This is a genomic window from Nostoc sp. (assembly GCF_036917455.1).
In the GTDB taxonomy this organism is placed as follows: Bacteria; Cyanobacteriota; Cyanobacteriia; order Cyanobacteriales; family Nostocaceae; genus Nostoc.
Genome location: NZ_JBALDK010000020.1, coordinates 20,937 through 42,640 on the forward strand (window position 1 = coordinate 20,937; position 21,704 = coordinate 42,640).

The 21,704-nt window shown below is 40.1% G+C and carries 26 protein-coding genes; 11 read left to right on the forward strand and 15 right to left on the reverse strand.

Translation table 11 applies throughout. From position 1 onward, the window contains the following. The first annotated feature begins 98 nt into the window (after positions 1-98). Both V7K42_RS01635 and V7K42_RS01640 read left to right on the forward strand, forming a co-directional pair. Positions 99-1,487 (forward strand): AAA-like domain-containing protein, encoded by a 1,389-nt coding sequence (locus tag V7K42_RS01635; RefSeq protein ID WP_442938505.1) that lies wholly within the window; start codon positions 99-101, stop codon positions 1,485-1,487. Positions 1,488-1,625: 138 nt separating this feature from the next. After that, complete coding sequence (locus V7K42_RS01640) at positions 1,626-3,188, forward strand: AAA-like domain-containing protein (protein WP_334912922.1); 1,563 nt, start codon at positions 1,626-1,628, stop codon at positions 3,186-3,188. A 115-nt stretch (positions 3,189-3,303) separates the two neighbouring features. Here V7K42_RS01640 and V7K42_RS01645 read toward each other — a convergent pair whose 3' ends face one another. Further along, complete coding sequence (locus tag V7K42_RS01645; RefSeq protein WP_334913031.1) at positions 3,304-3,501, reverse strand: type II toxin-antitoxin system HicB family antitoxin; 198 nt, start codon at positions 3,499-3,501, stop codon at positions 3,304-3,306. 277 nt (positions 3,502-3,778) lie between these two features. Between V7K42_RS01645 and recQ the strand changes: the two genes are divergently transcribed. The 4 genes from recQ (at position 3,779) to V7K42_RS01665 (ending at position 8,373) form a co-directional block, all read left to right on the forward strand. Then, on the forward strand, positions 3,779-5,941 hold the full coding sequence (gene recQ, locus V7K42_RS01650) for a DNA helicase RecQ (RefSeq protein ID WP_334912924.1): 2,163 nt from the start codon (positions 3,779-3,781) through the stop codon (positions 5,939-5,941). Between the two features lie 95 nt (positions 5,942-6,036). Further along, positions 6,037-6,534, forward strand: coding sequence for a hypothetical protein (locus tag V7K42_RS01655; RefSeq protein ID WP_334912926.1), 498 nt, complete (start codon positions 6,037-6,039; stop codon positions 6,532-6,534). 63 nt (positions 6,535-6,597) lie between these two features. After that, on the forward strand, positions 6,598-7,170 hold the full coding sequence (locus tag V7K42_RS01660; protein ID WP_334912928.1) for a Uma2 family endonuclease: 573 nt from the start codon (positions 6,598-6,600) through the stop codon (positions 7,168-7,170). A gap of 12 nt (positions 7,171-7,182) precedes the next feature. Next, the gene (locus V7K42_RS01665; RefSeq protein WP_334912930.1) at positions 7,183-8,373 is read left to right on the forward strand and encodes an MFS transporter; all 1,191 of its coding nucleotides are present in this window, start codon (positions 7,183-7,185) and stop codon (positions 8,371-8,373) included. A 442-nt stretch (positions 8,374-8,815) separates the two neighbouring features. Here the strand turns inward: V7K42_RS01665 and V7K42_RS01670 are convergent, their stop codons facing one another. The 5 genes from V7K42_RS01670 to V7K42_RS01690 form a co-directional block, all read right to left on the reverse strand. Continuing rightward, the gene (locus V7K42_RS01670; protein WP_334912932.1) at positions 8,816-10,048 is read right to left on the reverse strand and encodes a DUF1501 domain-containing protein; all 1,233 of its coding nucleotides are present in this window, start codon (positions 10,046-10,048) and stop codon (positions 8,816-8,818) included. Between the two features lie 149 nt (positions 10,049-10,197). Then, on the reverse strand, positions 10,198-11,733 hold the full coding sequence (locus V7K42_RS01675; RefSeq protein ID WP_334912934.1) for a DUF1800 domain-containing protein: 1,536 nt from the start codon (positions 11,731-11,733) through the stop codon (positions 10,198-10,200). Between the two features lie 4 nt (positions 11,734-11,737). Then, the gene (locus V7K42_RS01680; protein ID WP_094344454.1) at positions 11,738-12,205 is read right to left on the reverse strand and encodes a Spy/CpxP family protein refolding chaperone; all 468 of its coding nucleotides are present in this window, start codon (positions 12,203-12,205) and stop codon (positions 11,738-11,740) included. A 440-nt stretch (positions 12,206-12,645) separates the two neighbouring features. Continuing rightward, positions 12,646-12,993 carry a hypothetical protein gene (locus V7K42_RS01685; RefSeq protein ID WP_334912935.1) on the reverse strand — a complete coding sequence of 116 codons (348 nt, stop codon included), beginning with the start codon at positions 12,991-12,993 and terminating at the stop codon, positions 12,646-12,648. Next, positions 12,990-13,595, reverse strand: coding sequence for a sigma-70 family RNA polymerase sigma factor (locus V7K42_RS01690; protein ID WP_334912937.1), 606 nt, complete (start codon positions 13,593-13,595; stop codon positions 12,990-12,992). Before V7K42_RS01690 ends, V7K42_RS01685 begins: the two co-directional genes overlap by 4 nt. A gap of 460 nt (positions 13,596-14,055) precedes the next feature. On the opposite strand from V7K42_RS01690, the gene V7K42_RS01695 reads away from it, so the two are divergent. Further along, positions 14,056-14,307 (forward strand): hypothetical protein, encoded by a 252-nt coding sequence (locus V7K42_RS01695; protein ID WP_334912939.1) that lies wholly within the window; start codon positions 14,056-14,058, stop codon positions 14,305-14,307. A 557-nt stretch (positions 14,308-14,864) separates the two neighbouring features. On the opposite strand, the gene V7K42_RS01700 is transcribed toward V7K42_RS01695, so the two are convergent. Together V7K42_RS01700 and V7K42_RS01705 are read right to left on the reverse strand one after the other, a co-directional pair. Further along, positions 14,865-15,083: a hypothetical protein gene (locus V7K42_RS01700; RefSeq protein WP_334912941.1), complete on the reverse strand. Its 219-nt coding sequence runs from the start codon at positions 15,081-15,083 to the stop codon at positions 14,865-14,867. An 88-nt stretch (positions 15,084-15,171) separates the two neighbouring features. Further along, a complete protein-coding gene (locus V7K42_RS01705; protein ID WP_334912943.1) occupies positions 15,172-15,552 on the reverse strand; it encodes a hypothetical protein in 381 nt (126 codons plus the stop codon). 307 nt (positions 15,553-15,859) lie between these two features. Between V7K42_RS01705 and V7K42_RS01710 the strand changes: the two genes are divergently transcribed. Genes V7K42_RS01710 through V7K42_RS01725 form a run of 4 tightly spaced genes read left to right on the forward strand, consistent with a single transcriptional unit; the run spans position 15,860 to position 17,874 of the window. Next, on the forward strand, positions 15,860-16,672 hold the full coding sequence (locus V7K42_RS01710; RefSeq protein WP_334912945.1) for a peptidoglycan-binding protein: 813 nt from the start codon (positions 15,860-15,862) through the stop codon (positions 16,670-16,672). Next, complete coding sequence (locus V7K42_RS01715; protein ID WP_334912947.1) at positions 16,669-16,914, forward strand: hypothetical protein; 246 nt, start codon at positions 16,669-16,671, stop codon at positions 16,912-16,914. Before V7K42_RS01710 ends, V7K42_RS01715 begins: the two co-directional genes overlap by 4 nt. Then, entirely contained in the window at positions 16,911-17,318 is a 408-nt protein-coding gene (locus V7K42_RS01720) for an FHA domain-containing protein (RefSeq protein WP_334912949.1), read from the forward strand. Before V7K42_RS01715 ends, V7K42_RS01720 begins: the two co-directional genes overlap by 4 nt. Then, positions 17,293-17,874 carry a hypothetical protein gene (locus V7K42_RS01725; protein WP_334912951.1) on the forward strand — a complete coding sequence of 194 codons (582 nt, stop codon included), beginning with the start codon at positions 17,293-17,295 and terminating at the stop codon, positions 17,872-17,874. Before V7K42_RS01720 ends, V7K42_RS01725 begins: the two co-directional genes overlap by 26 nt. A 172-nt stretch (positions 17,875-18,046) precedes the next feature. Here V7K42_RS01725 and V7K42_RS01730 read toward each other — a convergent pair whose 3' ends face one another. The 7 genes from V7K42_RS01730 to V7K42_RS01760 form a co-directional block, all read right to left on the reverse strand. After that, positions 18,047-18,400, reverse strand: a complete 354-nt coding sequence (locus V7K42_RS01730) for a hypothetical protein (protein ID WP_334912953.1) — start codon at positions 18,398-18,400, stop codon at positions 18,047-18,049. A 48-nt stretch (positions 18,401-18,448) separates the two neighbouring features. Next, positions 18,449-18,919, reverse strand: a complete 471-nt coding sequence (locus tag V7K42_RS01735; RefSeq protein WP_334912955.1) for a hypothetical protein — start codon at positions 18,917-18,919, stop codon at positions 18,449-18,451. Between the two features lie 12 nt (positions 18,920-18,931). Continuing rightward, the gene (locus V7K42_RS01740; protein WP_334912957.1) at positions 18,932-19,078 is read right to left on the reverse strand and encodes a hypothetical protein; all 147 of its coding nucleotides are present in this window, start codon (positions 19,076-19,078) and stop codon (positions 18,932-18,934) included. Beyond that, positions 19,065-19,436 carry a hypothetical protein gene (locus V7K42_RS01745; protein ID WP_334912959.1) on the reverse strand — a complete coding sequence of 124 codons (372 nt, stop codon included), beginning with the start codon at positions 19,434-19,436 and terminating at the stop codon, positions 19,065-19,067. The genes V7K42_RS01740 and V7K42_RS01745 overlap by 14 nt, the downstream gene beginning before the upstream one ends. Positions 19,437-19,661: 225 nt before the next feature. Beyond that, positions 19,662-20,183: a hypothetical protein gene (locus V7K42_RS01750; protein ID WP_334912961.1), complete on the reverse strand. Its 522-nt coding sequence runs from the start codon at positions 20,181-20,183 to the stop codon at positions 19,662-19,664. 31 nt (positions 20,184-20,214) lie between these two features. After that, positions 20,215-20,418: a hypothetical protein gene (locus V7K42_RS01755; protein ID WP_334912963.1), complete on the reverse strand. Its 204-nt coding sequence runs from the start codon at positions 20,416-20,418 to the stop codon at positions 20,215-20,217. Then, a complete protein-coding gene (locus V7K42_RS01760) occupies positions 20,411-20,851 on the reverse strand; it encodes a hypothetical protein (protein ID WP_334912965.1) in 441 nt (146 codons plus the stop codon). Before V7K42_RS01760 ends, V7K42_RS01755 begins: the two co-directional genes overlap by 8 nt. Between the last annotated feature and the right edge of the window lie 853 nt (positions 20,852-21,704).

A 21,704-nucleotide genomic window follows, 5' to 3' on the forward strand; every position in this document is an offset into this window, starting at 1 on the left:
ATATTCATTTTTATTTTTTTAAATATTTATTCGGTTGTATATTATTACTAGCTCAAAGTAGATAAATGCATCTACTAACTGTAACTGTTTAACCTTTAATATCCGTGGAAGATATTCTGCAAGCAGTAGAAGGAATTCTACAAGACAAGCCTCTTGCTTCCATTCAATGGTTTGTGCTTTATCAATCATGGTTGGGCAAAACTTATGGTGAAATGGCACAGGAATCAGGCTACCGTGACAATTACATCAAGGAAGTTGGCTCTGAGTTGTGGCAAGACCTTTCCATAGCACTTGGAAAAAGAGTAACGAAAAAAAATCTGCATTTAGCGTTGAATAAATATCTGCAAGACAAAATAGGCGATCGGGAAAATCAGAACCAACAAAATTTGGGCGAAAAATCTAGCTTAGAAATAGTTTCTCCAGACTTTTTTTCAGCTAGCAAGATTGAATTTCCTAGCGGCCCCGTACCACTGAGTTCTCCTCTTTATATCAATCGCCCTCCCCTAGAAGAACTTGTTTGTAATGAGCTTTTACACCCTGGTTGTTTAATCCGAATCAAAGCACCTAGAAAGACCGGAAAAAGTTCGCTGCTCAACCGGATGATTGCTTATGCTAAAGACCAAGGTTATCAAATTGTCTATTTGGACTTTCAAGAAGCCGACCAAGACGTTTTTGCTTCTCTTGATAAATTTTTGCGTTGGTTTTGTGTCAATGTCAGCAGACAGTTAAATCTGCTTCCCTGTCTAGATGATTTTTGGGATACAGAAATGGGCAGCAAGGTAAGCTGCAAAATCTATTTTGAAGCATATCTGCTGCAATACATTGATAATAGTCCTCTAGTTTTGGCTTTAAATGAAGTCCATCGAGTTTTTGAACATAGCAATATTGCCCAAGACTTTCTGCCAATGCTGCGATTTTGGCACGAACAAGCAAAGCAGGAGCAAATCTGGCAAAAACTACGGATGGTGGTAGTTCACACCACAGAAATTTATATTCCACTCAAGCTTAACCAATCGCCTTTCAATGTCGGGATAACAATTACCTTGCCACCCTTAACTCTCAATCAAGTACAGAATTTAGCATTGCGTTACGGACTAAATTGTGCAGCAGATTCCCAAGGGGCAAAACGCCTTGCACCCTTACAAACAATGCTAGGAGGACATCCGTATTTGGTGAGCCTTGCGCTATATCATCTATGTCAGGAGGAAATGACATTAGAGGTATTACTAGAAACCGCATCTACACCAATGGGAATTTACAGTCAGCATTTACGAGAACTATTGAGCTTACTGCAAAAAGAACCAGAATTAATGTCAGCTATGCAACAAGTAATTGCAACAGATGAAAAAGTAGAGCTAGACGCGATCGCTGCTTACAAACTAGAAAGTATGGGTTTGGTTAAACTCAATGGCAATCAAGCTTACGCTATGTGTGAGTTATATCGCCTTTATTTTAGTCAACAGCTTGGAAAGCATTCAGGATACTAGATAGTTCTGGTAAACTGTTGAAAGAAAAATCCAGAAAATAAGTAATTCTTGTTCTTAATATGAATTATATCAATTGTCTCGATTCCAATTCATTTATTAAGAACGAGAAAGAATTGAAAATTTTAAATTTTAAATTAAATGGACAATTATCGATATCAAGTTGGTGGCACTTTAACTAGTGACGCTCCTAGCTATGTTGAGCGCAGAGCGGATGTGGAACTTTACGAAGCCTTGAGACAAGGTGAATTTTGCTACATCCTTAGCTGTAGGCAAATGGGTAAATCTTCACTTATGGTAAAAACCAAGCATCGCTTGCAACAAGAAGGTTTTAGATGTGCCACTGTTGATATGACTAATATTGGTTGCGAAAATATAACTCCAGAACAGTGGTATAAGGGAGTTGTAGGCGATTTATGGTTGGGTTTTAAACTCTTAGGAAAAGTCAATTTAAAAGCCTGGTGGCAAGAACAAAATGATATTTCTTTGGTTCATAAACTCAGTCGGTTTATTTCGGAAGTTTTGTTAGCTCAGTTTCCTAACGAAAGACTATTCATTTTTCTTGATGAAATTGATAGTATTCTCGGTCTCGATTTTTCTGTAGATGACTTTTTTAGCTTAATTCGGTTTTGTTATAACCAACGAGCAATCGATCCAGAATATTATCGGATTACATTTGCAATTTTTGGTGTTGCTACACCTTCAGACTTAATTTTATATCAAAATCATATTACACCATTTAATTTTGGTAAAGCCATCCGAGTAAATGGTTTTACATTTGAAGAAGCTCAACCACTATCTTTAGGACTGGATATTAAAGACAATCATCCCCAGAAAGTTTTGAAAGAAGTATTAGCTTGGACAAAAGGGCAACCATTTCTTACTCAAAAGCTGTGTCGGTTACTCGTCAGTTTATCTCAAGATGATGTGGGTAGAACGCTAAAAATTCCCCCTGGCACAGAAGAATTTTGGATAGAAAATGTGGTGCGATCGCATATCATCGAAAAATGGGAATCACAAGATGAACCAGAGCATTTGCGGACAATTCGCGATCGCATCCTCCGAAATGAACAAATTGCCGCTAGATTGCTAGGAATTTATCAGCAAGTCCTCCAAGGAGTGGAAGTACCAACCGACGATAGTCGAGAACAGGTAGAACTATTGCTGTCTGGTTTGGCGATTAAAAAGCAAGGTTTTCTGCAAATCAAAAACCGAATTTATCAAGAAGTTTTCAATTTAGAATGGGTTGGAAAAAAATTAGCTTACTTGCGCCCCTACTATGAAAGCTTCAATTCGTGGATAGCCTCAAACCAAAATGATGAATCTCGCCTATTGCGGGGACAAGCCTTGATTGATGCCCAAACTTGGGCACATGGTAAAAGCTTGAGCAACTTAGATTATCGATTTTTAGCTGCTAGTGAAGAATTAGATCGGCGAGAAATGCAGCAAGCATTAGAAGCCGAACGTGCCAAAGAAGTTGAAGCACGACTTGCAGAACAACAAAAAAGGCTTGCTCAACAAAAGAAAGCTGCCACAATTGTGACACTTTTACTCGTAGGTATGACAATCAAGTTGGTGATTTCTATAGTGTGGGGAGTGTCGCTTTTACGAAAGATTGATGCTTTAGAATCTCAGTTAAAATGTAACCAGATCGGGCATCATGGGAAAGTAATAACAGCAAATTCTCGGTTAAATGGATGCTGAGGCAAATTTTGGATTTTAGATTAGATAAAGTCAAAAGCCGTTATAGAAAGTCCAGAATAATGGTCATTAAAAAACTTAGCTAGGGACTCTGCTTGAGTGACACTGGGAAAATTACTCATGCCAAGATACTTAATGGCTTAACAATTAAATCATCTCTAGGAATTGACAGATTATCAGCCCTTAAACTTTCAATATATAATTCCATAGCTTCTCTAATATTCTCGATGGCCTCTTCAAAAGAATCTCCTTGAGAATGACAACTTTTTAGGATTGGACAAAAAGCGTGATAACCTCCATCTGATTCTTTTTCCAGAAGAACTGTGTAATTTTAAATTTGTTTATTATTGTTGTCCATATATTTTCAATTTGTTTACGATCTTCCTACTTTTACCTCAGCATAATTTTATAATAAAGGCTTTTAGGTTATGTTGCTGAAAGCAGTGCGATCGCCGATTTTGTAGCAATTGTCTTGAAAGTTAAACGATCGGCAACAGAAATGTAGTCCTAACCAAAGCTGCCGAAAATGTGAGTTAAAATGCTGATATCTTTAATAACTACTCACGCAGACAGCCCCCGAAAAAGCGATCGCTATGCTTCAGTATCCCCATCTCGAACAAGCGCTAAAATATCACTTCGGTTACGACCAATTCCGCCCCGGACAACGGCAAATTATCGAAGATGCGCTGCAAAATCGAGATTTAATGGTTGTGATGCCGACTGGTGGGGGAAAATCTTTGTGTTTTCAGCTACCAGCGTTGTTAAAAAATGGGCTAACTGTGGTAGTGTCGCCGTTAATTGCTTTGATGCAAGACCAAGTAGAAGCACTGCGAAATAATAATATTAACGCCACATTTCTCAATAGCAGCTTGAATGCTTACCAAGTGCGATCGCGGGAAGAAGCCATCCTCAATGGTAAAGTAAAATTACTATACGTTGCCCCAGAACGTCTCCTCAGTGAAAGGTTTCTCCCATTTATCGATTTAGTTAAAGAAAAAATCGGTATTTCTAGCTTTGCTATTGATGAAGCGCACTGCGTTTCGGAATGGGGGCACGATTTTCGTCCAGAATATCGCCAGTTAAAATCTCTTAGAAAACGCTATCCTGATGTTCCTACCGTCGCCCTCACCGCCACAGCAACCGATCGCGTCCGTAGTGATATTATTCAACAATTAGGACTGAAGCAACCAAGCATTCATCTTGCCAGTTTCAATCGTGAAAATCTTTATTATGAAGTTCGTCCTAAAACGAAATATGCTTACGCGGAATTATTAGAACTAATTAGAGAAACTGAAGGTTCGACAATTATTTATTCTTTAACTCGGAAAAAAGTCGATGAACTCACTTTTAAATTGCAAAATGATAAGGTTGGTGTTCTGCCTTATCACGCTGGATTAACTGATGAAGAACGTAGTAGTAATCAAACGCGATTTATTCGAGATGATGTCCGCGTGATGGTGGCAACAGTTGCTTTTGGGATGGGAATTAATAAACCCGATGTGCGGCTGGTAGTTCACTTTGATATGCCCAGAAATATAGAGGGTTATTATCAAGAATCGGGTCGAGCCGGTAGAGACGGAGAACCATCTCGGTGTACAATCTTTTTCAGCTTTGGTGATGTTAAAACAATTGAATGGAGTATCGATCAAAAAACTGATCCTCAAGAACAGTTGATTGCTAAACAACAACTGCGACAAATGATCGATTACGCTGAAGGGACTGATTGTCGGCGAACGATTCAACTGGGTTATTTTGGCGAAAGGTTTCCTGGAAATTGCGGTAACTGTGACAATTGTCGTCATCCCAAACCTATGCAAGATTGGACAATTGAAGCCATGAAGTTTTTATCTTGTGTGGCGCGTTGCAAAGAAAGGTTTGGAATGCTGCACATAATTGATGTGTTGCGGGGGGCAAAAAAAGACAAAATTCTTCAGTACGAACACGATAAACTTTCTACCTATGGTATTGGTAAAGATAGAACTCTAGATGAATGGCGAATGTTGGGGCGATCGCTTTTACATCAAGGATTAATAGAACAAACTAGCGATGGTTACTCAGTTTTAAAACTAAATGCCTCAAGTTGGGAAGTAATGCGAAAACAACGTACAGTTTCGCTAGCTGTAACCACAGTTCAAAAGATTAGCTGGGAACAGGGGAGTGAAAAAGCAGAAGTTGCAGAGATATTATTACAGAAGTTGCGATCGCTACGCAAACAATTAGCCGATGAACAATCTGTACCACCTTATGTCATTTTTCACGATTCCACTTTAAAATTAATGGTACAGGTGCAACCCCAAAACTTAGCTGAATTTGCCAAACTTTCTGGTGTAGGTAGTCACAAACTCGCTCAATATGGCGAAAAATTTATTACAGAAATTCGCGCTTACCGCCAAGAAAAAGGTTTGCAAAATAAATCTGTTACTCCCGCTTCTGTATCTTCTCCCAACTCATCTTCTTACACCGAATTACAGACATTACAATTACATCAACAAGGTTTAAATATTGCTCAAATTGCCAAAAAGCGGAACCTTAGTCCGGCAACAGTTAGCAATCATTTAGAAAAATTAATTGAGAAAAATCAGCCAGTTGATTTAAATCAATTAATACCTCTAGAACATCAACAAAAAATTTGGCAAGTTTTAGAAGTACTCGGTGATATTTCGCTTACTCCCATTAAAGAACAACTAGGTGAAAGCTATACTTTTGATGAAATTCGTTTAGTACGGTGTAAGTGGCGGCGTGAAAATCGTAAATAAAATTTACTTAAAATAAGTAATAAAAAGCACAATAATTGTTTTGTTATAAATGAAAATAAAAAATTAACATAACAGAGAAATAAAATATCTTAAGTATGCCAAAATTAATGCATTGCCATAACTTGATATATTTACTTTGTTGTGTTCTGCTTATTGCATTTGGAGTCATGCTAATATCTGCACCAGAGAAGATTACAACTTTCTCCTGTGAGCGAACACCAAAGCACATAAATTGTCAGTTGACTAATCGAGATTGGTGGGAGTCTTCTATAAAAATCTATTCTGAATTAGATTTATGGATGGGCGTAGAAGTTAAGGCAATTAATGATGATGGAGGCAAACTATATTATGTCAGCCCTGTTATTAAGGACGGGAAAAATTATCGCATTTTTAACTCCTCCTACTGGCAACTATCTGCACAAAAACTTGCTGATAAAATTAACGCCTTTTTAAACGATTCTCAACAGCAATTTCTGACACTCACTCAAGATAACTCTAATCCTCTCATACTAGTTGGCTGGTTTTGCATTTTATTTGGTGCATTTTGTTTAAGTCTTACTATTTGCTCATATATTTGTTTTTTGAAAAAGTAGATAAGGAAGCTAAACTTAAATTTTATGATTAAAATAAAAGAGCCAGATTAAAGGAGTTAGGCAATGAGTCAGATGCTTAATACAGGAGTACGCTGGACAATTCACGATGTGGAACTGTTAGCAGAAAATGAAGGGACACGCTACGAGATAGTTGATGGAGAATTATTTATGACCAGGGCACCTCACTTTAAACATCAGCAAACTTGTGGCAGAATTTTCCAACAGCTTAACATTTGGTCAGAGTCTACTGGTTTAGGAGAAGCTGTAATCAACCCCGGCGTTTTGTTTTCGGAATCAGATAATGTGATTCCTGATGTAGTTTGGGCTACTAAAGAAACCTTGGCGGTAATGTTGAATGAAGAGGGACATTTAACTGGCGCACCAGATTTAATAGTCGAAGTATTGTCTGCAAATAAGTCAGACGAAAGACGAGATAAGGAAGCTAAACTTAAACTTTATTCTTCCAGAGGAGTCAAAGAATATTGGATTGCTGATTGGCGATCGCGTAAACTAGAGGTCTATCGACGCGAACAAAGTCAACTTAACTTGGTAGCAACCTTATTTAGTAATGATAATATAATTTCTCCGCTATTACCTGGTTTTAGCTGTACTGTAGGCCAGTTTTTCCCTGTATAAATTTTAGATTTAATGGAACAACAAATTTCAAATAACGGATTAACTAAAGTCCAGGTATTGATTATGGCGATCGCATCTGGTGTGTGTGTTGCTAACGTTTATTATAATCAGCCAATCCTCAAAGATATTGCATTATCTTTTCGAGTCAGTGAAGGCGAAGCGGGTATCATCTCTGTGCTGACGCAAGTTGGTTACGGTCTTGGAATTTTCTTTCTAATTCCCTTGGGCGATAAAATCAATAAGAAAAAATTGATTCTCTCTTTATTAACATGTTTGTTTTGTTTGTTGATATTCATGACGTTTTCACAGAACATCATCGAAGTTTGGATATTAAGTGTAGCAATTGGGATTGCTACAGTCTCAGCTCAGATTATTCTTCCTTTAGCAGCAAGTATAGATAGAGTAACTACAGGCCAAACCGTAGGCAACATTTTTACTGGTATATTAATTGGAGTTTTAGGAGCAAGGGTTTTTAGCGGATATATTGCTGAATGGTTAAGTTGGCGTTATGTATATGGATTTTCGGCAATAATGATTTTAATTGTTATTGTTTTACTAAAAATATATTTACCTAATGCCAAGAATGAATTCAATGGTTATTATTTGGAATTATTAAGCTCAACACTTCATCAATTAAAACGTTTTCCATTATTAAGAGAAGCATCTTTAATTAGTGGGTTATTGTTTGGTGTCTTTTGCTCATTTTGGACAACGCTGACTTTCCATTTAAGCGGAGCGCCTTTTAATTTTGAATCTGACACAATTGGGATGTATGGGTTTGTGGCAATCGCAGGTGCATTGATGGCACCAGTTTTTGGTAAACTAGCCGATCGAGGTAACTCGCAACGTTCCTTGAGTATTGCTGTATCGCTAGTGATTGCAAGTTTAGTAATTGCTAAAATTGCTTCTACTTCAGCGATCGCGATCGCGATCGCTGTATTGTTAGTAGATGTAGGGGTACAGGCAATCCAAGTCACCAATGTCGCAAGAATATACACTCTTGATGCTCAATCAAATAGTCGCATCAACACAGTTTACATGACTATCTATTTTATCGGCGGTTCTGTAGGTACTAGCATTGGTTTATTATGCTGGAATCTTGGTGGCTGGAATTTGGTAACTTGGCAAATGTTAGTTTTTACTTTGATCGCATTTTTTATTATCGTAAGACCGAAAATAGCTACAACCAGAATAAATAAATAATCAAACTCTCGTTTTTGATTAAAACAACATAAGTAATTAGAAGAGCGTAAATATTTATATTTATTTTTGGAAAACATACACATTCATTCTTGTACTAAAACTAAATGTGTATAACTTCCCTTAAGACATGGCCTTGCACCAATAACTAAATAAATTTTTTCCTCATCAAGGCGATATCTAGATACAATCACCTTAGATTACGAAAAGCTAGGGATTTCAGAGTTGGATTGTGAGGTTGCAGCAGATTTGAATTGTGCAGTATTTTGACTTTTTGCAGAGATAATGACTAGCAATTTAGGCAGCGCGAGACAAACAACAGTATTTAGCAGTGTTAGAAATATACCATCAATTAAAGTCATGTGCGATCGCCTTGATTTCAAGATTTTTGTTTACTATATTTTTAGTTTGAAGCAAAATTTCTAGACAATTTCGGCAATTGGTACTAAGTGGAAATTAATCCTACTTTCTGATTAGAGGCGTAATTTGGCAATACTTGATTTAATTTTGCTTCATTGACATGTAGATGATCTGACAATACAGCAGAGATAACATCCCGAAAATCAGTGGTAATAGCCAAGTCTCTACCTTGATAAAGTTGGGCTGTAGATAGACCAGGCCATTCACCATAAACTTTACCACCGCGAATTTTACCGCCCAAAACCCACATGACATTCCCATGACCGTGGTCAGTACCACCATTATCATTTTGCTTAACTGTGCGACCAAACTCAGACATTACGACAATTGTCGTATTCTGGTAAACGCTTCCCAAACCTTTGACTAAAGCTGTCAAACCTGAACCCAATTTTTTTAAGTTCCGAGCTAACTGTCCTTGAGTGCTACCTTGATTGACATGAGTATCCCAACCCCCCAAAGCCATAAACCCTAACTCAATTCTGGGGTCTTTGAGCATTAATTGTGCTAATCGTTGGGCATCGGTAGCAAAGCCATCAGGTGAAGGCGCACCATTATTTGCCATTTTCATTTCATTATCCAGGTCATTCATGATGGCCTGACGCGCCATCCGTCCTTGGCGATAGGTCTGACTTAAGGCATCATTACCGTTATAAAGTTGGTCAAATGCTGCTGCTAATTGAGGACGATCTATTGGCAGAGGTCTGTTAGCATTTCTCCCGGATGCGATGTTAGCTACAGGCATCCGTCCAGAAAAAATCCAGGGTGTTGTTTCTCCGACACTTACCGCTTGGATGGGTGTTTTTTGAGAAATTACCCCTAGTAAACGATTCATCCAACCATCCTGAGTATGTTTGTCACCAGGGGTAGCGTTTTCCATGTATTGTTGAGCATCAAAGTGAGAGCGAGTTGGATCGGGAGAACCACAGGCATGAACAAATGCCAAACTGTTTTGCTGCCAGAAAGGCATCAAAGAACCTAATGCTGGATGCAAGCCAAAGCGTCCATCTAAATCTATTACTCCCCCTTCCTTCTCTGGTTGGGGGATAGCAATTTGCGGTCGAGCTTGATAGTAAGCTGTCTCTGAGTAAGGAACCACGATATTTAAACCGTCTACTGCCCCCCGGAGGAAAATTACAATCAAGCGCTTCTGGTCACTGTTTTGGGTAGCGGATCTAGCTATCCAAGCATTGCTGCTTACGGCTGAAATTGCAGCAGCTGAAAAAATTCCACTTTGGATTAGGAAGTCACGTCTTTTCATAATTAAATTATTGATACCAATTTTGTATGAAGATGCGCCAAAGTATATGAGGAACAAACCGCAAAGGGGAGGCAGCGCGGTCTTCTCCCAAAGTGAGAGGCTACGCCAAAGGGGTCTCCCGAGCGACTGCGATCGCAAAGAAAGAGTCCCTAACGACGCATAAATTCTGGGCTTCCCAAAATTAAAGCACTATGAATTTGAGGGGAACTAGAAGCGATCGCCTTCTGTGTTTTCATTGACAAAGAATTGCCCAATGTATTAGTTAGTTGCCAAGCATCTACAGGAATATTGGGAGACTTTTGTAAAGGTCTTTGCTCAGTGCCGATTTTCTCCCACTGTTGCAGATTTATGGGGACACTTGATAAGGGTAAATTTCCATTAGCGATCGCTGAAGCAAAACTCAGGCGGCGATTCATGGCATCAGGATTTAACCACACATCTGCTGTGTTTTTGTAACCGTCTGGAGTTTGGCAACCATATAGGGGCATTCCTAACTGTTGCAGCAGATTGGAGATTGGTTTTGTATTCTGCACTTCGACACCTGTGGCTCGCACCGCCGAGATAGCGAATTGATAGGGGGTTTTAAACTTGGCATTAAAGTTTTTTGCATCCCAGAATTCCCGGCTGTGGAATAGGGTGTTAAGAAGCTCACGAATATTGCCATCAGTGGCAAGATAACGTTGTGTGAGATTGTTTACTAGGGCAGTTGGAGGAACATCGCTGACAAAATATTGAGCTATCTGATAGCTAATGTGACGTGCAGTCGCCGGACTTCGAGCCAAAATATCTAAAGCTTCCTCCCCTTGGGCTTCACCACCGCTTTTAATTGTGTGTCCTAGGAAAACTTTGTCACTAAAATCATGACGCTTTGGATTGAAGTAAAATCCGAAAGGATTATCTGTCTGCTGACTGGGACGACTGAAACCCCAACCACTTAAAATCCGCGCCAGAGCAATCACATCTTGCTGGGTATAACCTCCATCTACGCCGAGAGTGTGTAGCTCCATCAGTTCGCGGGCATAGTTCTCATTTAAACCTCGAATATTACCTTGGGCATCGGGGCGGGTGTCAGCTCGATTTTGGAAGTTGTCTAGATAAAACTGCATGGCTGGATGATGAGCTGTTGCCCCTAACAGGTCACGAAAGCGACCCAAAGCGTAAGGTCGAATCGCTTGTTGTTCATAAGCTCCTACCCAGAGGCGATCGCGTCCTTTAGCAGCATCCACATTAAAATGGTTATACCAAAAGTCCACCATCACTTCCTGGAGTTGTCGCTGACTGCTAGTTGCCTTTAATAATCGCGCCTGGACTGCCTGAACTAGCACCTGTTTAGCCCATTGGTTGGCAGCTTTTCTTTCTAACTGGGTGGGTTTTTGTCCTGGGGGATTAGTTGTACCATGTTCTAAAAGTTCCACCGGATTCAATTGGAGCGTATCTAGCTGCTTTAGTTGGCTTGTGAGACTTTCTGGTTCGGGAATCGATTCGGGTGAGAGTTGCTCCTGAATATATCGCTCTACACCTATAGATTCCACTCTTTGTACATCTCCCGGACGAGGGCCAAAGCTGAGGCGATTAATTATATGTAATACTTTTGGGTCAACAGTTGTGGAGGCTGCATTACTGGGAGGAATTGACCCCAGCAAGATCAACAGCAACAACACCCAATATTTAGGCTTTACAAGCATAGAGTTAATTGTGCTGTGCTGGAGGATTTTTCTTATACATGCGATCGGCAAATTTCTGCCGTTGCTCTGGGTTCAAAATTTCCCGAATAGCAAGGGTATTTTCAAACTGAATATCAGCAAGCTGCTGCTTCACAAGCTTAATTTGGTTATATTTATCCCGCACTTGCTCTTTAGTAGCTGTCGTCCCTGCTATTAAGTCATGTAATTCCTGTTGCCCTTGACGTATCTCTTGTGATTTTTGGGCTATCTGCTGTTTAGATTGACGACGAATTTCCTTAATCTGTTGTAGTTGCTGGGATGTCAAATTCAAATCTTTAAGCCATCCCCCTGATTTAGCACGATTTGGGCGAGATAGATTTGTGGGAGTTTGGGCAATGACTTGGCGTGAAAGCAAAGTTGGCTTGGCCAGAGCAATGGTGCTACCAAGGGCAATCATTGCCACCGCCAAAATAGAAACACGACGAATTAACATCAAAGCGATCTCCTATTCAGTATCGAATGGCACTAAGTTAAGCTGAAGGGCAAGGGTGCAGAGGGGAATTATCTAAATATCCGAACGCAATACCTAAAACTTCTTCGGGAGCAATGCTCTAACAGTGAGGTGGGTAAGCAGGGGAGGCAGGGGATGCAGAGGAGGCAGGGGGGGAATCAAGAAATTAAGTGTATTTTGGACTATCTTGGCAGCAAAAATTACTAAATATTTCTCTTGACTCCCCCTGCCTCCCCTACTCCCCCTACTCCCCCTGCTCCCCCTGCTCATTGGACGATGATCTCACTTTTTCGCGTTGCTCCCAACTTCTTCTTTCTCCCCTGCTCCCCTGCTCCTCTGCTCCCCTGCTCCCCTGCTCCCCTGCTCCCCTGCTCCCCTGCACCCAACAGCCTCAACAATTTTTCCTTTACAAGCGTGCCATTCTATTCAGTATCTAAGTCTGTAAAATGCCATACATCACTTTCCAGATGTTCGTTACTGACTGTATCTTGCCAATTGCTTTCAATAAAATTTTGCAATGTAGCAAGTTCAGCTGGACTCGGTTGAACTGGTATAAAGGCACGGTAGCCAACTATAGCAGCTACTAATCCAGCAGCGAGAGCAGGCAAAACTAACCTCAACCTTGAATAGTGGCGTAAGGGTGGCAAAGGGCAAGCTTTCACTTGTTGTAAAATTTGTTGTTCTAAATCAGGTGAAGCTGGCGGAACTTCTCGGCGATGTTGGCACAGAAAATTAATTAGGTCAGAATCATCATCGGGTGGCTGAGTCATAGCTGTACTCCTTGGTTTTGGAGAAATTGACGCATCGCAGCACGAGCATGGAATAGACGTGATTTGACCGTTCCCAAGGGAATATTTAGGATTTGTGCTACCTCTTTTTGAGGTACTTCTTCCAAATCATGCAAAACCAATATCGTGCGATGGTCAAAACTTAGGTTTGCTAGTCCCCGTTGCACAAGGTCTTGATAATGCAGATTCATTAACTCTGGGGCTTCCTGTTGGGTAGGAGTTTTTTCACTCAGAATTTGTAATTGAGTCCGCCTTTTAACATCTGCCTGTCGCTGGTCGCTAGCCACATTCCAAGCAATTCGGTACAGCCAGGTGGAAAATTTTGCTGTTTGGCGGAATTTGGGCAATCCTTTCCAGGCTTGCAAAAACACTTCCTGCACCACATCATCCAGGCTGGTAGGAGTACAAAGTTTGTAGAGGATTGACCTCACTCTTTGCTGATGGCGACGGTAAAGCTGACCGTAGCTTTGGGTATCACCCCGCAGGCACTGGTCTACTAGATAACTGTCAGATTCGCTTTCTGATTCACCAATCAATTGATTTGCTTTTGAAACCTTGGCTGGCACAACTAACACCTGAGGCATTCTCCTCTATCCGTTTCGTTGCTTGTATTTATTAGACCGGATGAATGGAAAAAAGGTTCAAATTCGGATTTCTCACCACATCTCGATTAAGCCTATGCTTGAGCAGGGGAGCGGAGGAGCGGAGGAGCAGGGGAGCAGGGGAGCAGGGGAGAGTTCAAATACCAACTTCTTTCCCCTCTGCCCATCCTTCCCTTCAAGCTTGTGAGAAATGCGGGTCAAATAGGTTAGAAGTTTGGGTATAGGCAAAAATTGCTCAAAATGAATTCTCTCAAAGAGCTAAAACGGATAATTTCTGAATATATTCTGAATATATATAAAAGTACAATCCAGAACAACACCATACAACGAGTAATTAAGAATACGACTAGGATTATTTGGAAGCGTCTCCCCAAATTGAACCTTTTGTGAAAGTAAAAAGTCTAAAGCTATAGATTTCTGGTTCAATCAAAGGTATCTCTTTATGAACATGAAAAGAATTCTTTCATCTTGTTTGTTAGGCGTTTTGCTAACTTCGAGTGTTTTAGCAGACCGTGCATCTGCTCAAGTAGAAGTAATTTTGGGAAACAATCACCAACATGAGTGGCGCGAACGGGAACAAAGGAGGCTAGTATTGCTACGTAGAGAACGGGAAGAACGTGAGCGCCGTGAATGGCTACGTAGAGAACATGAAAAACGGGAGTGGCGCTCTAGACATGAGTATGACTATCGATAATCAATCACTCTCAGTTAAGAGATTAACACTTAATACGTTAGCTCGATAAAGACAGGACTTACGCAAAATCATGAAAAACGAACCACAGAGGGCGTAGAGTACACGGAGAAATAAGATTTTCAGAGAGTTGTTGCGTAAGTATTAAAAGAGTAGAAGGGAGGCAGTAACTTCCCTTCTTTTGTGGCATTACAGGAAAAAGCTTTTGTTACCAAATCATTGAGAGGAATGATAGTCAATTGACGAATTAATTCTCTCCAACTGGCATCGCTAATGTAACGCATCTTAAATCCGAAGTGGTGCCTTAGCCTTTGGTATAACGGACCCTACATGTATTTCAAAAATAAAATCTGAGTTATATAGGAGTTAAACATTAATATCTATTAGCCTAATAAGTGGCACGATTACAGCCAAAATATACTTTAATTAAAATCATATTAAAGTATATACTTATACTCCTGCCATTTATGTCATCGCCCCTTGAGCGAAATACAAATTACTGCAATAGCCCAATAGTAAGGGGTTTTAAGAATTAGAATTTTACTTACCCTAAATCTGCCCTAAATCGACTGAAGAATTTGAAAAGCGATCGCATCATCAAGTTTCTCTGCTTGCATCAGCAAGTATTGGGCTTTTAATTCGGGAACTGCTTTTAGATCCTTTTGAAGATCCCTGAGACTGTGAAGCGCTTTTATCAAAAAAGGAATTTCGCTCCCATCCAAAAAATGATATATCTCAGTGAGATTTCGTAGTTTTTCATCAGTCAACAGTCTGCCCATGAAATTTATCAGTACTTACACTGATAAATTTAACGCGAATCGCTGTTGTGGGTTTTAGCATTTGGGGCACAGATGGTACTGTCAAACTTTATCTATAAGGACGTGCAATTGTTTTAACAATCAATTCTGTAAAACTTTCTGTTATACGCCTAACTGCCTCGTCATCATCAAGCATTGAATCAATTACTTTGGTGACAATAGTATGAACTGCGTTTTTTATTTCAGGGTGATTTTTGATTTCCTCAATCAAAATTTGCTGAGTCGTCTGTGATACCGCTATGGCGATTGCGTTTTCAATAGGGTCATAAGGTTCACTACCTCCATAAGATGTTTTCTGCCTAGTGGGTTTCAACAAAGATGCGATCGCATCTTTAAGCAATTGCTCTCTTGATTCTGGTGTGGTTAATTCATTAAAAATCGCGTCAGTTACCAGATGTTTAAGTCTTTCTTCGTCAAATTGAATTGCCATTGCTGTGTTCCTGTAATTGATACTATTGTTTTGATCTACCCGAATGCCTCAACTAATTAGATAAAAGCGATCGCCAATGAGGTGCGATCGTTTCAGTACAGATAATTAGGATATGTCTTGCCGCAGAATATTTGCTTAACCATTATCGCTCAATTTTAGGCATTCACAAACTCAGTATAAATATTGGAAGACAGGAAAAACCCTGTCTTCCTGCTTTCAGTAGCCTTGCAGGTGGCATTAACCGAATCTGCAAGGCACAATCAAGCAAGCGTGGGAAACGCCACGACAATTATAATCGTGGCGACGTATGGTAACTATTCAAGAAATTTCTACTAGCAAGCAACTAGCAATACAAGTACAACAACTATTAATTGATTTAAAATTACTCTCTGGTGTAGCCGACGGAAAAATTGGGCCGCAATCGATTGGGGCGATCGCGGAACTCTTGCTAATTACCAAAAACACCGAGATAACTGACAACTTACTGCGACTATTATCCCTCCCACAACCAAAACTTGATTTGAGCAAAAGTGATTTTGCTTCAAAAATCGCCAAGTATATGCTCTCCCAAAATTACTGGATCGATGAAAATCACGCCAATATCGTTTATGTGGAAGGATGCGATTTAGACGGCACACCCAACGCCGACACGATGAACGAATGGAACGACGTGCGGAGTCTTCTAGTAATTAAAGATAGCGTTCCCACAATTGCGCGATCGTGGAAAGCGACAACTGAACCAGGATTGAAATACACTATGCAACCATTGAACCCTGATGGTGCTTTCCGCATTGCATTTGGACAATACAAAGCGTGGTCTGTAGGGTGGCACAAAACGCACGTTGCGTTGGTGCAAGTAGGGGAAATTGTGGGATACCGCGATCGCAACAAAGATGGACTACGGACGGGCGACCTTGTGGTGCGGGGAGATGATTTTGGCGTGGATCAACACCACGGATATTCAATGCAACACGTAGACGGTGCTAGCGCTGGATGTCTTGTGGGGCAATCTGTAGAAGGACACGAGGAGTTTATGAAGCTTGTGAAATCTGACCCACGCTATCAAGCCAATAGCAATTACGTTTTCTTAACTACCGTTATCCCCGGTGACAAATTGTGAAACCTGAAATCATCCAAGCTTGCACTCCCGGATTCTTGGCGCTGATTGGGCTTTTCATTGGACTTGCTGCCATGCTTGCCCCCAGTATAAGTGAAACAGCTCGCTCATCAGGGATTAATTTAGCCCTTGCCGCGATCGCTTCTGCCGGTGGATTGGCGCGAGGTGGAAGTAGTGATTCTACAAATGTAAAAGGCGATCGCGTGCAGATTGACTCAATTCAAAATAATCCATCCGAAAAGTGAAATACTTTTTATGCATATATTTAACCGAATCTTCTCTCCCAGATTTTCAAGATTTGGAAAAATCTTCATACATAATCGGCAGACACAACTCCTGCGATATTCAATTAGTAAATAAATTTCTTTCAAGGCATCACGCTACGCTAATTTTGCATCCACCGGATAAGAAAAACGACTCTTATTACTACACACTAAGAGACGGAGTTCTCCGGGGCAATAAAAGCTCTAATGGCGTGTGGGTGAATAGCAAAAGAATTGATAACTCTATTCGATTGAGACACAAGGACGTAATAACTTTTGGCGTTCCTTGCGGTTATCCTGAAATTATTTTTTTACTAGAAAGAGCAGACGAATTAAACAAAGAGGAAGGAACTTTCCCAAATGAATATGGAACAGATATCCAGTAAACGGAAGATATTAATATATATTGCTTTACTAGTAACAGTAAATATTGTAATTATCAAATTAATCGATTATTTTAAAAATGCTGAAAACCTCAGTAACTTCTTTACTTGGGGATTTGCAATCGCCGGATTATTATTTGCAGGATGGCAGATAGCGATCGCTCTCAACGCAAATGAGGAAACTAAGGTTAGTGGATTCCAAACATCAATATCAGAACTCCGTAAAGATTCAGATTTACGCGATTATAACCAAGAGCGGGAGTTATCCGAGATAAAGCAGGATTTAGCGGTATTACAAAGTCAGCAAGAATTATACCGTCAAGAGGGGATCGCGCGACTTGAATTGCACCGCTCTGAAATTGGACACGAGGGGCTGATGAAGCAACTATTCAAGATTCAGTACGAAATTAGCGATCTTCGAGCAGCTTTAGACGTAGCCACTGAACGAGGAGAGGTTTATTTGAAGATTGACCGACTTACTAGCAAAGTTGATGATTTAGCGGCTATTGTAGAAGGCAATAAACTTGATATTAAGGTACAAGATTGGGCTACTGATTGAAGCTATTTGAGTAATGCGATCGCTATCGAACTTTTGGAAAGTAAAAATTCTCCGCAATTATTCGCACTACATCTAATTGGTTCCCCGTCGCGCCGCTAAAAGAAAAAAAGGTTTATGGATGAGTAATGAGTAATGTGCTTTGTCAAATTTTCTACGGGACACTACGCGATCGCTACTCACTTATTGTTTTGTCTGTTGCCAAAAAATTCAAAGCCTCCCAACACTTCAAATCTTCTAAGATAGGCTTTACAGTCTGCACAGGAAACGTTGCTTTGAACTCTGGATAAGAAACTGTTTCAGACAATTCAGACATAATTATAGATACTAATCCTAACAGACTCAAAGCCATGCCTTTCTCGAAACCAGCATAATAAATTATTTCATAGCAATTGCTGTTAACCTTGCCAGCACACACTCTTATCCCATTTGTCTGTATCTCTGGTATACCTAACTCCCAAATACCATTTTCAGATATCAGTCTAAAGTGTGGATACCCCTCGGTTAATTCTGCTTTACCTAACTTCATTTATCTCTCTGAAATTCTGATTATTTGTGTTCATTGCGATCGCCCCCTCTATCGTTTCCTAAATCCTTTGTATTCTTTTGTCTGTGGGCTAATAAATCCCTCGCGTCTAAAATATTGCTCAAGTTCCTGCTCAGTTCTTGCAGATAAAAAGAGTTGTATATCATCAGGGTTAGCAATTTGAGTCTTGCTTTGAAAACTCCACAAAGGTTTACTTCTGAGCGTTTTCATTATGTTTTGAGCAATTGGGAAAACTCTTAAAGTTTTTTCAGTTACATTATGTTTTTCGTTCAAAAAAGGAATACATCGCCTCTCCACTGCATGAGGATTTGCAGCAATTTCAGTAGGTTCTTTAAATTCATCAAAATACAAAATCAGCCCGAACAAGTCTGAATGTCCTGCGTAGTCAAAATCAAAAAATATAGGTTCGTTGTTGAACTCTAATCTATTTAAATTTGTCTCTGATAACCCAAAACAGTATAAAGTTCCGCTATTTTTCAGTTTGGCAGTAAGCTTCAGCATTGCGATCGCCCCTTATTTTGCTCTTTGATTATTCGTGTAAAAATATACTCCACAAGCCAAGCAAATCCAATCGCCATAACCCATGTCTCCATCGTCGCCTACATAAACCACATCGGACAATCGGTTGCAGTTCTCGCATTTTGGTTTAGATTTCGTCATTAGCGATCGCCTCCACTTGGGCAAAGCGCAACGCGGCATTTAGCGCTACTCCGGTCATTTGGAAATAATCATCACTACCAACACCAGAAAAGTGGCTTGTTTTCAAAGGTAGCCCGTTTGCCAACAAATAATCTCGTGCTTGCTGCAAGTTCTTGCACTCAGGTTTCCATACTTCGTAAATTTTGCGAGACAGCTTCTCAATAGCATCATTGGGCAAATCTTTTGTCAAAACCATGTAGCACAATGGCATCCCTTCCTCTCTAGGCACAAAAGGAACAATGGAGCGAATTGGAATGCGAGTATTTTTAAAAATTTCGTAAAAAACACTTTCAGTTTCTATAATTCCCCAACAAGCCATATCAATAACCTTCTGCCTTTGCGTTTCTACAATTTCTCTTTCAAAATTTCAATAAGCCAAATTGTATCATCGCGGTATATCCAGCCTGTTGCCAAAAACATCCGTTCAATTTCGGATAATCGCTCTGCGTCATGACTTACCATAGAAATTTCGCCGTTTCCATCACAGCGCGGACACGGCACAACTCCCCCGCTAGGAGTCTGAATTAATCCAAATGAGCATTTATTAGGGCAAGGTTGATTGTGATGGCTTTGAAGTCCAATCATTTTTTATAGCAACGTGCGAAATTAATTGCAGCAGTCTTGAACCCCGATGGAAGGCGATCGCCTCTCTGTTCCCCACTGCATACCAAGTGATATTCTCCACATTGCGGCAATACAAGGGTAAATCGTAGCTTTTTTCTGGGACTTCTGAGGTTGACCACTTAGCTTTCCGTTTGCTCCAATTCAAATTTTGGTCATGATTATCCCACCTCTTTCTAAATTTATCAGTGTACTCAGATACGATTTGATAACAGGGCGAAGATACCTTCCAATACCATTCACCCATGATTTCACCCTTACTCAATGGCATCCGGTCATCAACTGTACCCCTTGTTGCTTGCACCTGTTCCGGTGTGGGGTTAGGAGAGATGAGGTTAAGTTCGTCAAGCAAAAGCCACTCCAGAAGCGAATCTAGGCTTGGGCTCCAAGAATCGTAAGTGGCGATCGCACTTCCTAAATGTGCGGTAATTTTAAGCGGTTGCATACGCAAAAAGCGGGTATTTAACCCGCGCAAACTATTTTAAAATCTTTTTTAATTTTTCTGGATCTATTTGAGCGATCGCCTTCATCAAAGCAGAAGTACTACCTTCCCCAGCGCGTTTGCCACTAGGGATTATGTAACCAAGAAAGAGGGCGATCGCTTTAAGTTTTTCTTGGTCTTCCGGCTCAACCTGCAAAGTGAACCGGGGTTTAGGAGTAGAGCGAGATGGCCTAGCCATTTAGCCCCTCTACTTCGACATATAATACTGTCATTTCTCTAGTTTCTAAATTTGTGCTAACAGTGCAGCGACTCCCCTGCACTATTTTGTATCCTTTCCCTTGAGCAAGTAAATATTCATCCGCCCGCTCACGAACAGTCGTCCAATTTTCTAAATTGATTTCTGTTCCAACAGGAACAGGATATACGTAATTTATTTCGTAACCCTGAAAAATAAGGGTTGGAGGTTTTTTCCCAGTTACTCCTTTGGGGTAAAAACCCTTTCCTAAAAAATGAGATTCTCCTAGCGATTTTAGAAAATTTACTATTTCTTCTTTAGAAAACCAATCTATTACACCTTCGTGCCCAAACCATCTCCGTGATGTGAATAAGCATGTTGCTTTATTGTTGTTTAAAATTTCCACGGTTTTTTCAGAAAGTGATGCATTGGTCATTTCTTTCCCCTCTTTGTTCTGGTATGCACCAATACTATCATCACTTGACTAATTTTGGCAAGCACCAAAATAAATTAATTTCCAAGCAAACTTCTTAATTCGATTGACTCCTGCGCCTGACTCAAAAATTCTCGATATTGATTAATGTATTCTTTGTAACGTCCGTTCTGTTCTTGAAACCTATCACTCAACAACCCTGCTTCTATGCGTCGCCCAATTGAGCAGAGTAGCCCACGATATTCCTTGCTTTCGCACTAGATATCTACAGATACCAGATAAAGCGTTTCTTCTTTCTTACGACATTTTTAGTCGCAGTTTTTCAATTTTTTGTGCTTGGCATTTTTTCGATACTTACTGTTACTCCGTTGATTGGTTTGGCATTTTCCACAAATGCCAGTTGTGTTGTCACTTCGCATCCGTCCGCCGCAACTTGGACAGACAAAATACGGAGAATTCTTGAGGTAGGAGGCGTGGATAAATGCGATATCTGCGGCAGTAAACCACACACTATTCACGAGTCAGAGCGTGTTATTGAATTCGGTGCAATTCTTTTTCTATATAAATCTTAGTCGTTGCAGCACGTTACGGAATTTATTCTTATAGTCATTGCAATAAGTTTAAAGAGTGTTGCAAGTTTATGATTGGCAACAGTTGGCGTAAATTCGTTGTTGGCAACAGTTTTGCGACACGTTACGGGATTTTAGATATAACGAGTTAGCGCTCAAATCTCAAGCATCTCATTTATTTTGATTGGTATTTAAGTTTGTGGTTTGATCGCGTGCCTGTTGTGGAATAGGTTTATTAATTGCAAAGCATAAGAATACGACGATAGAAACAAAAATTCCTACACATA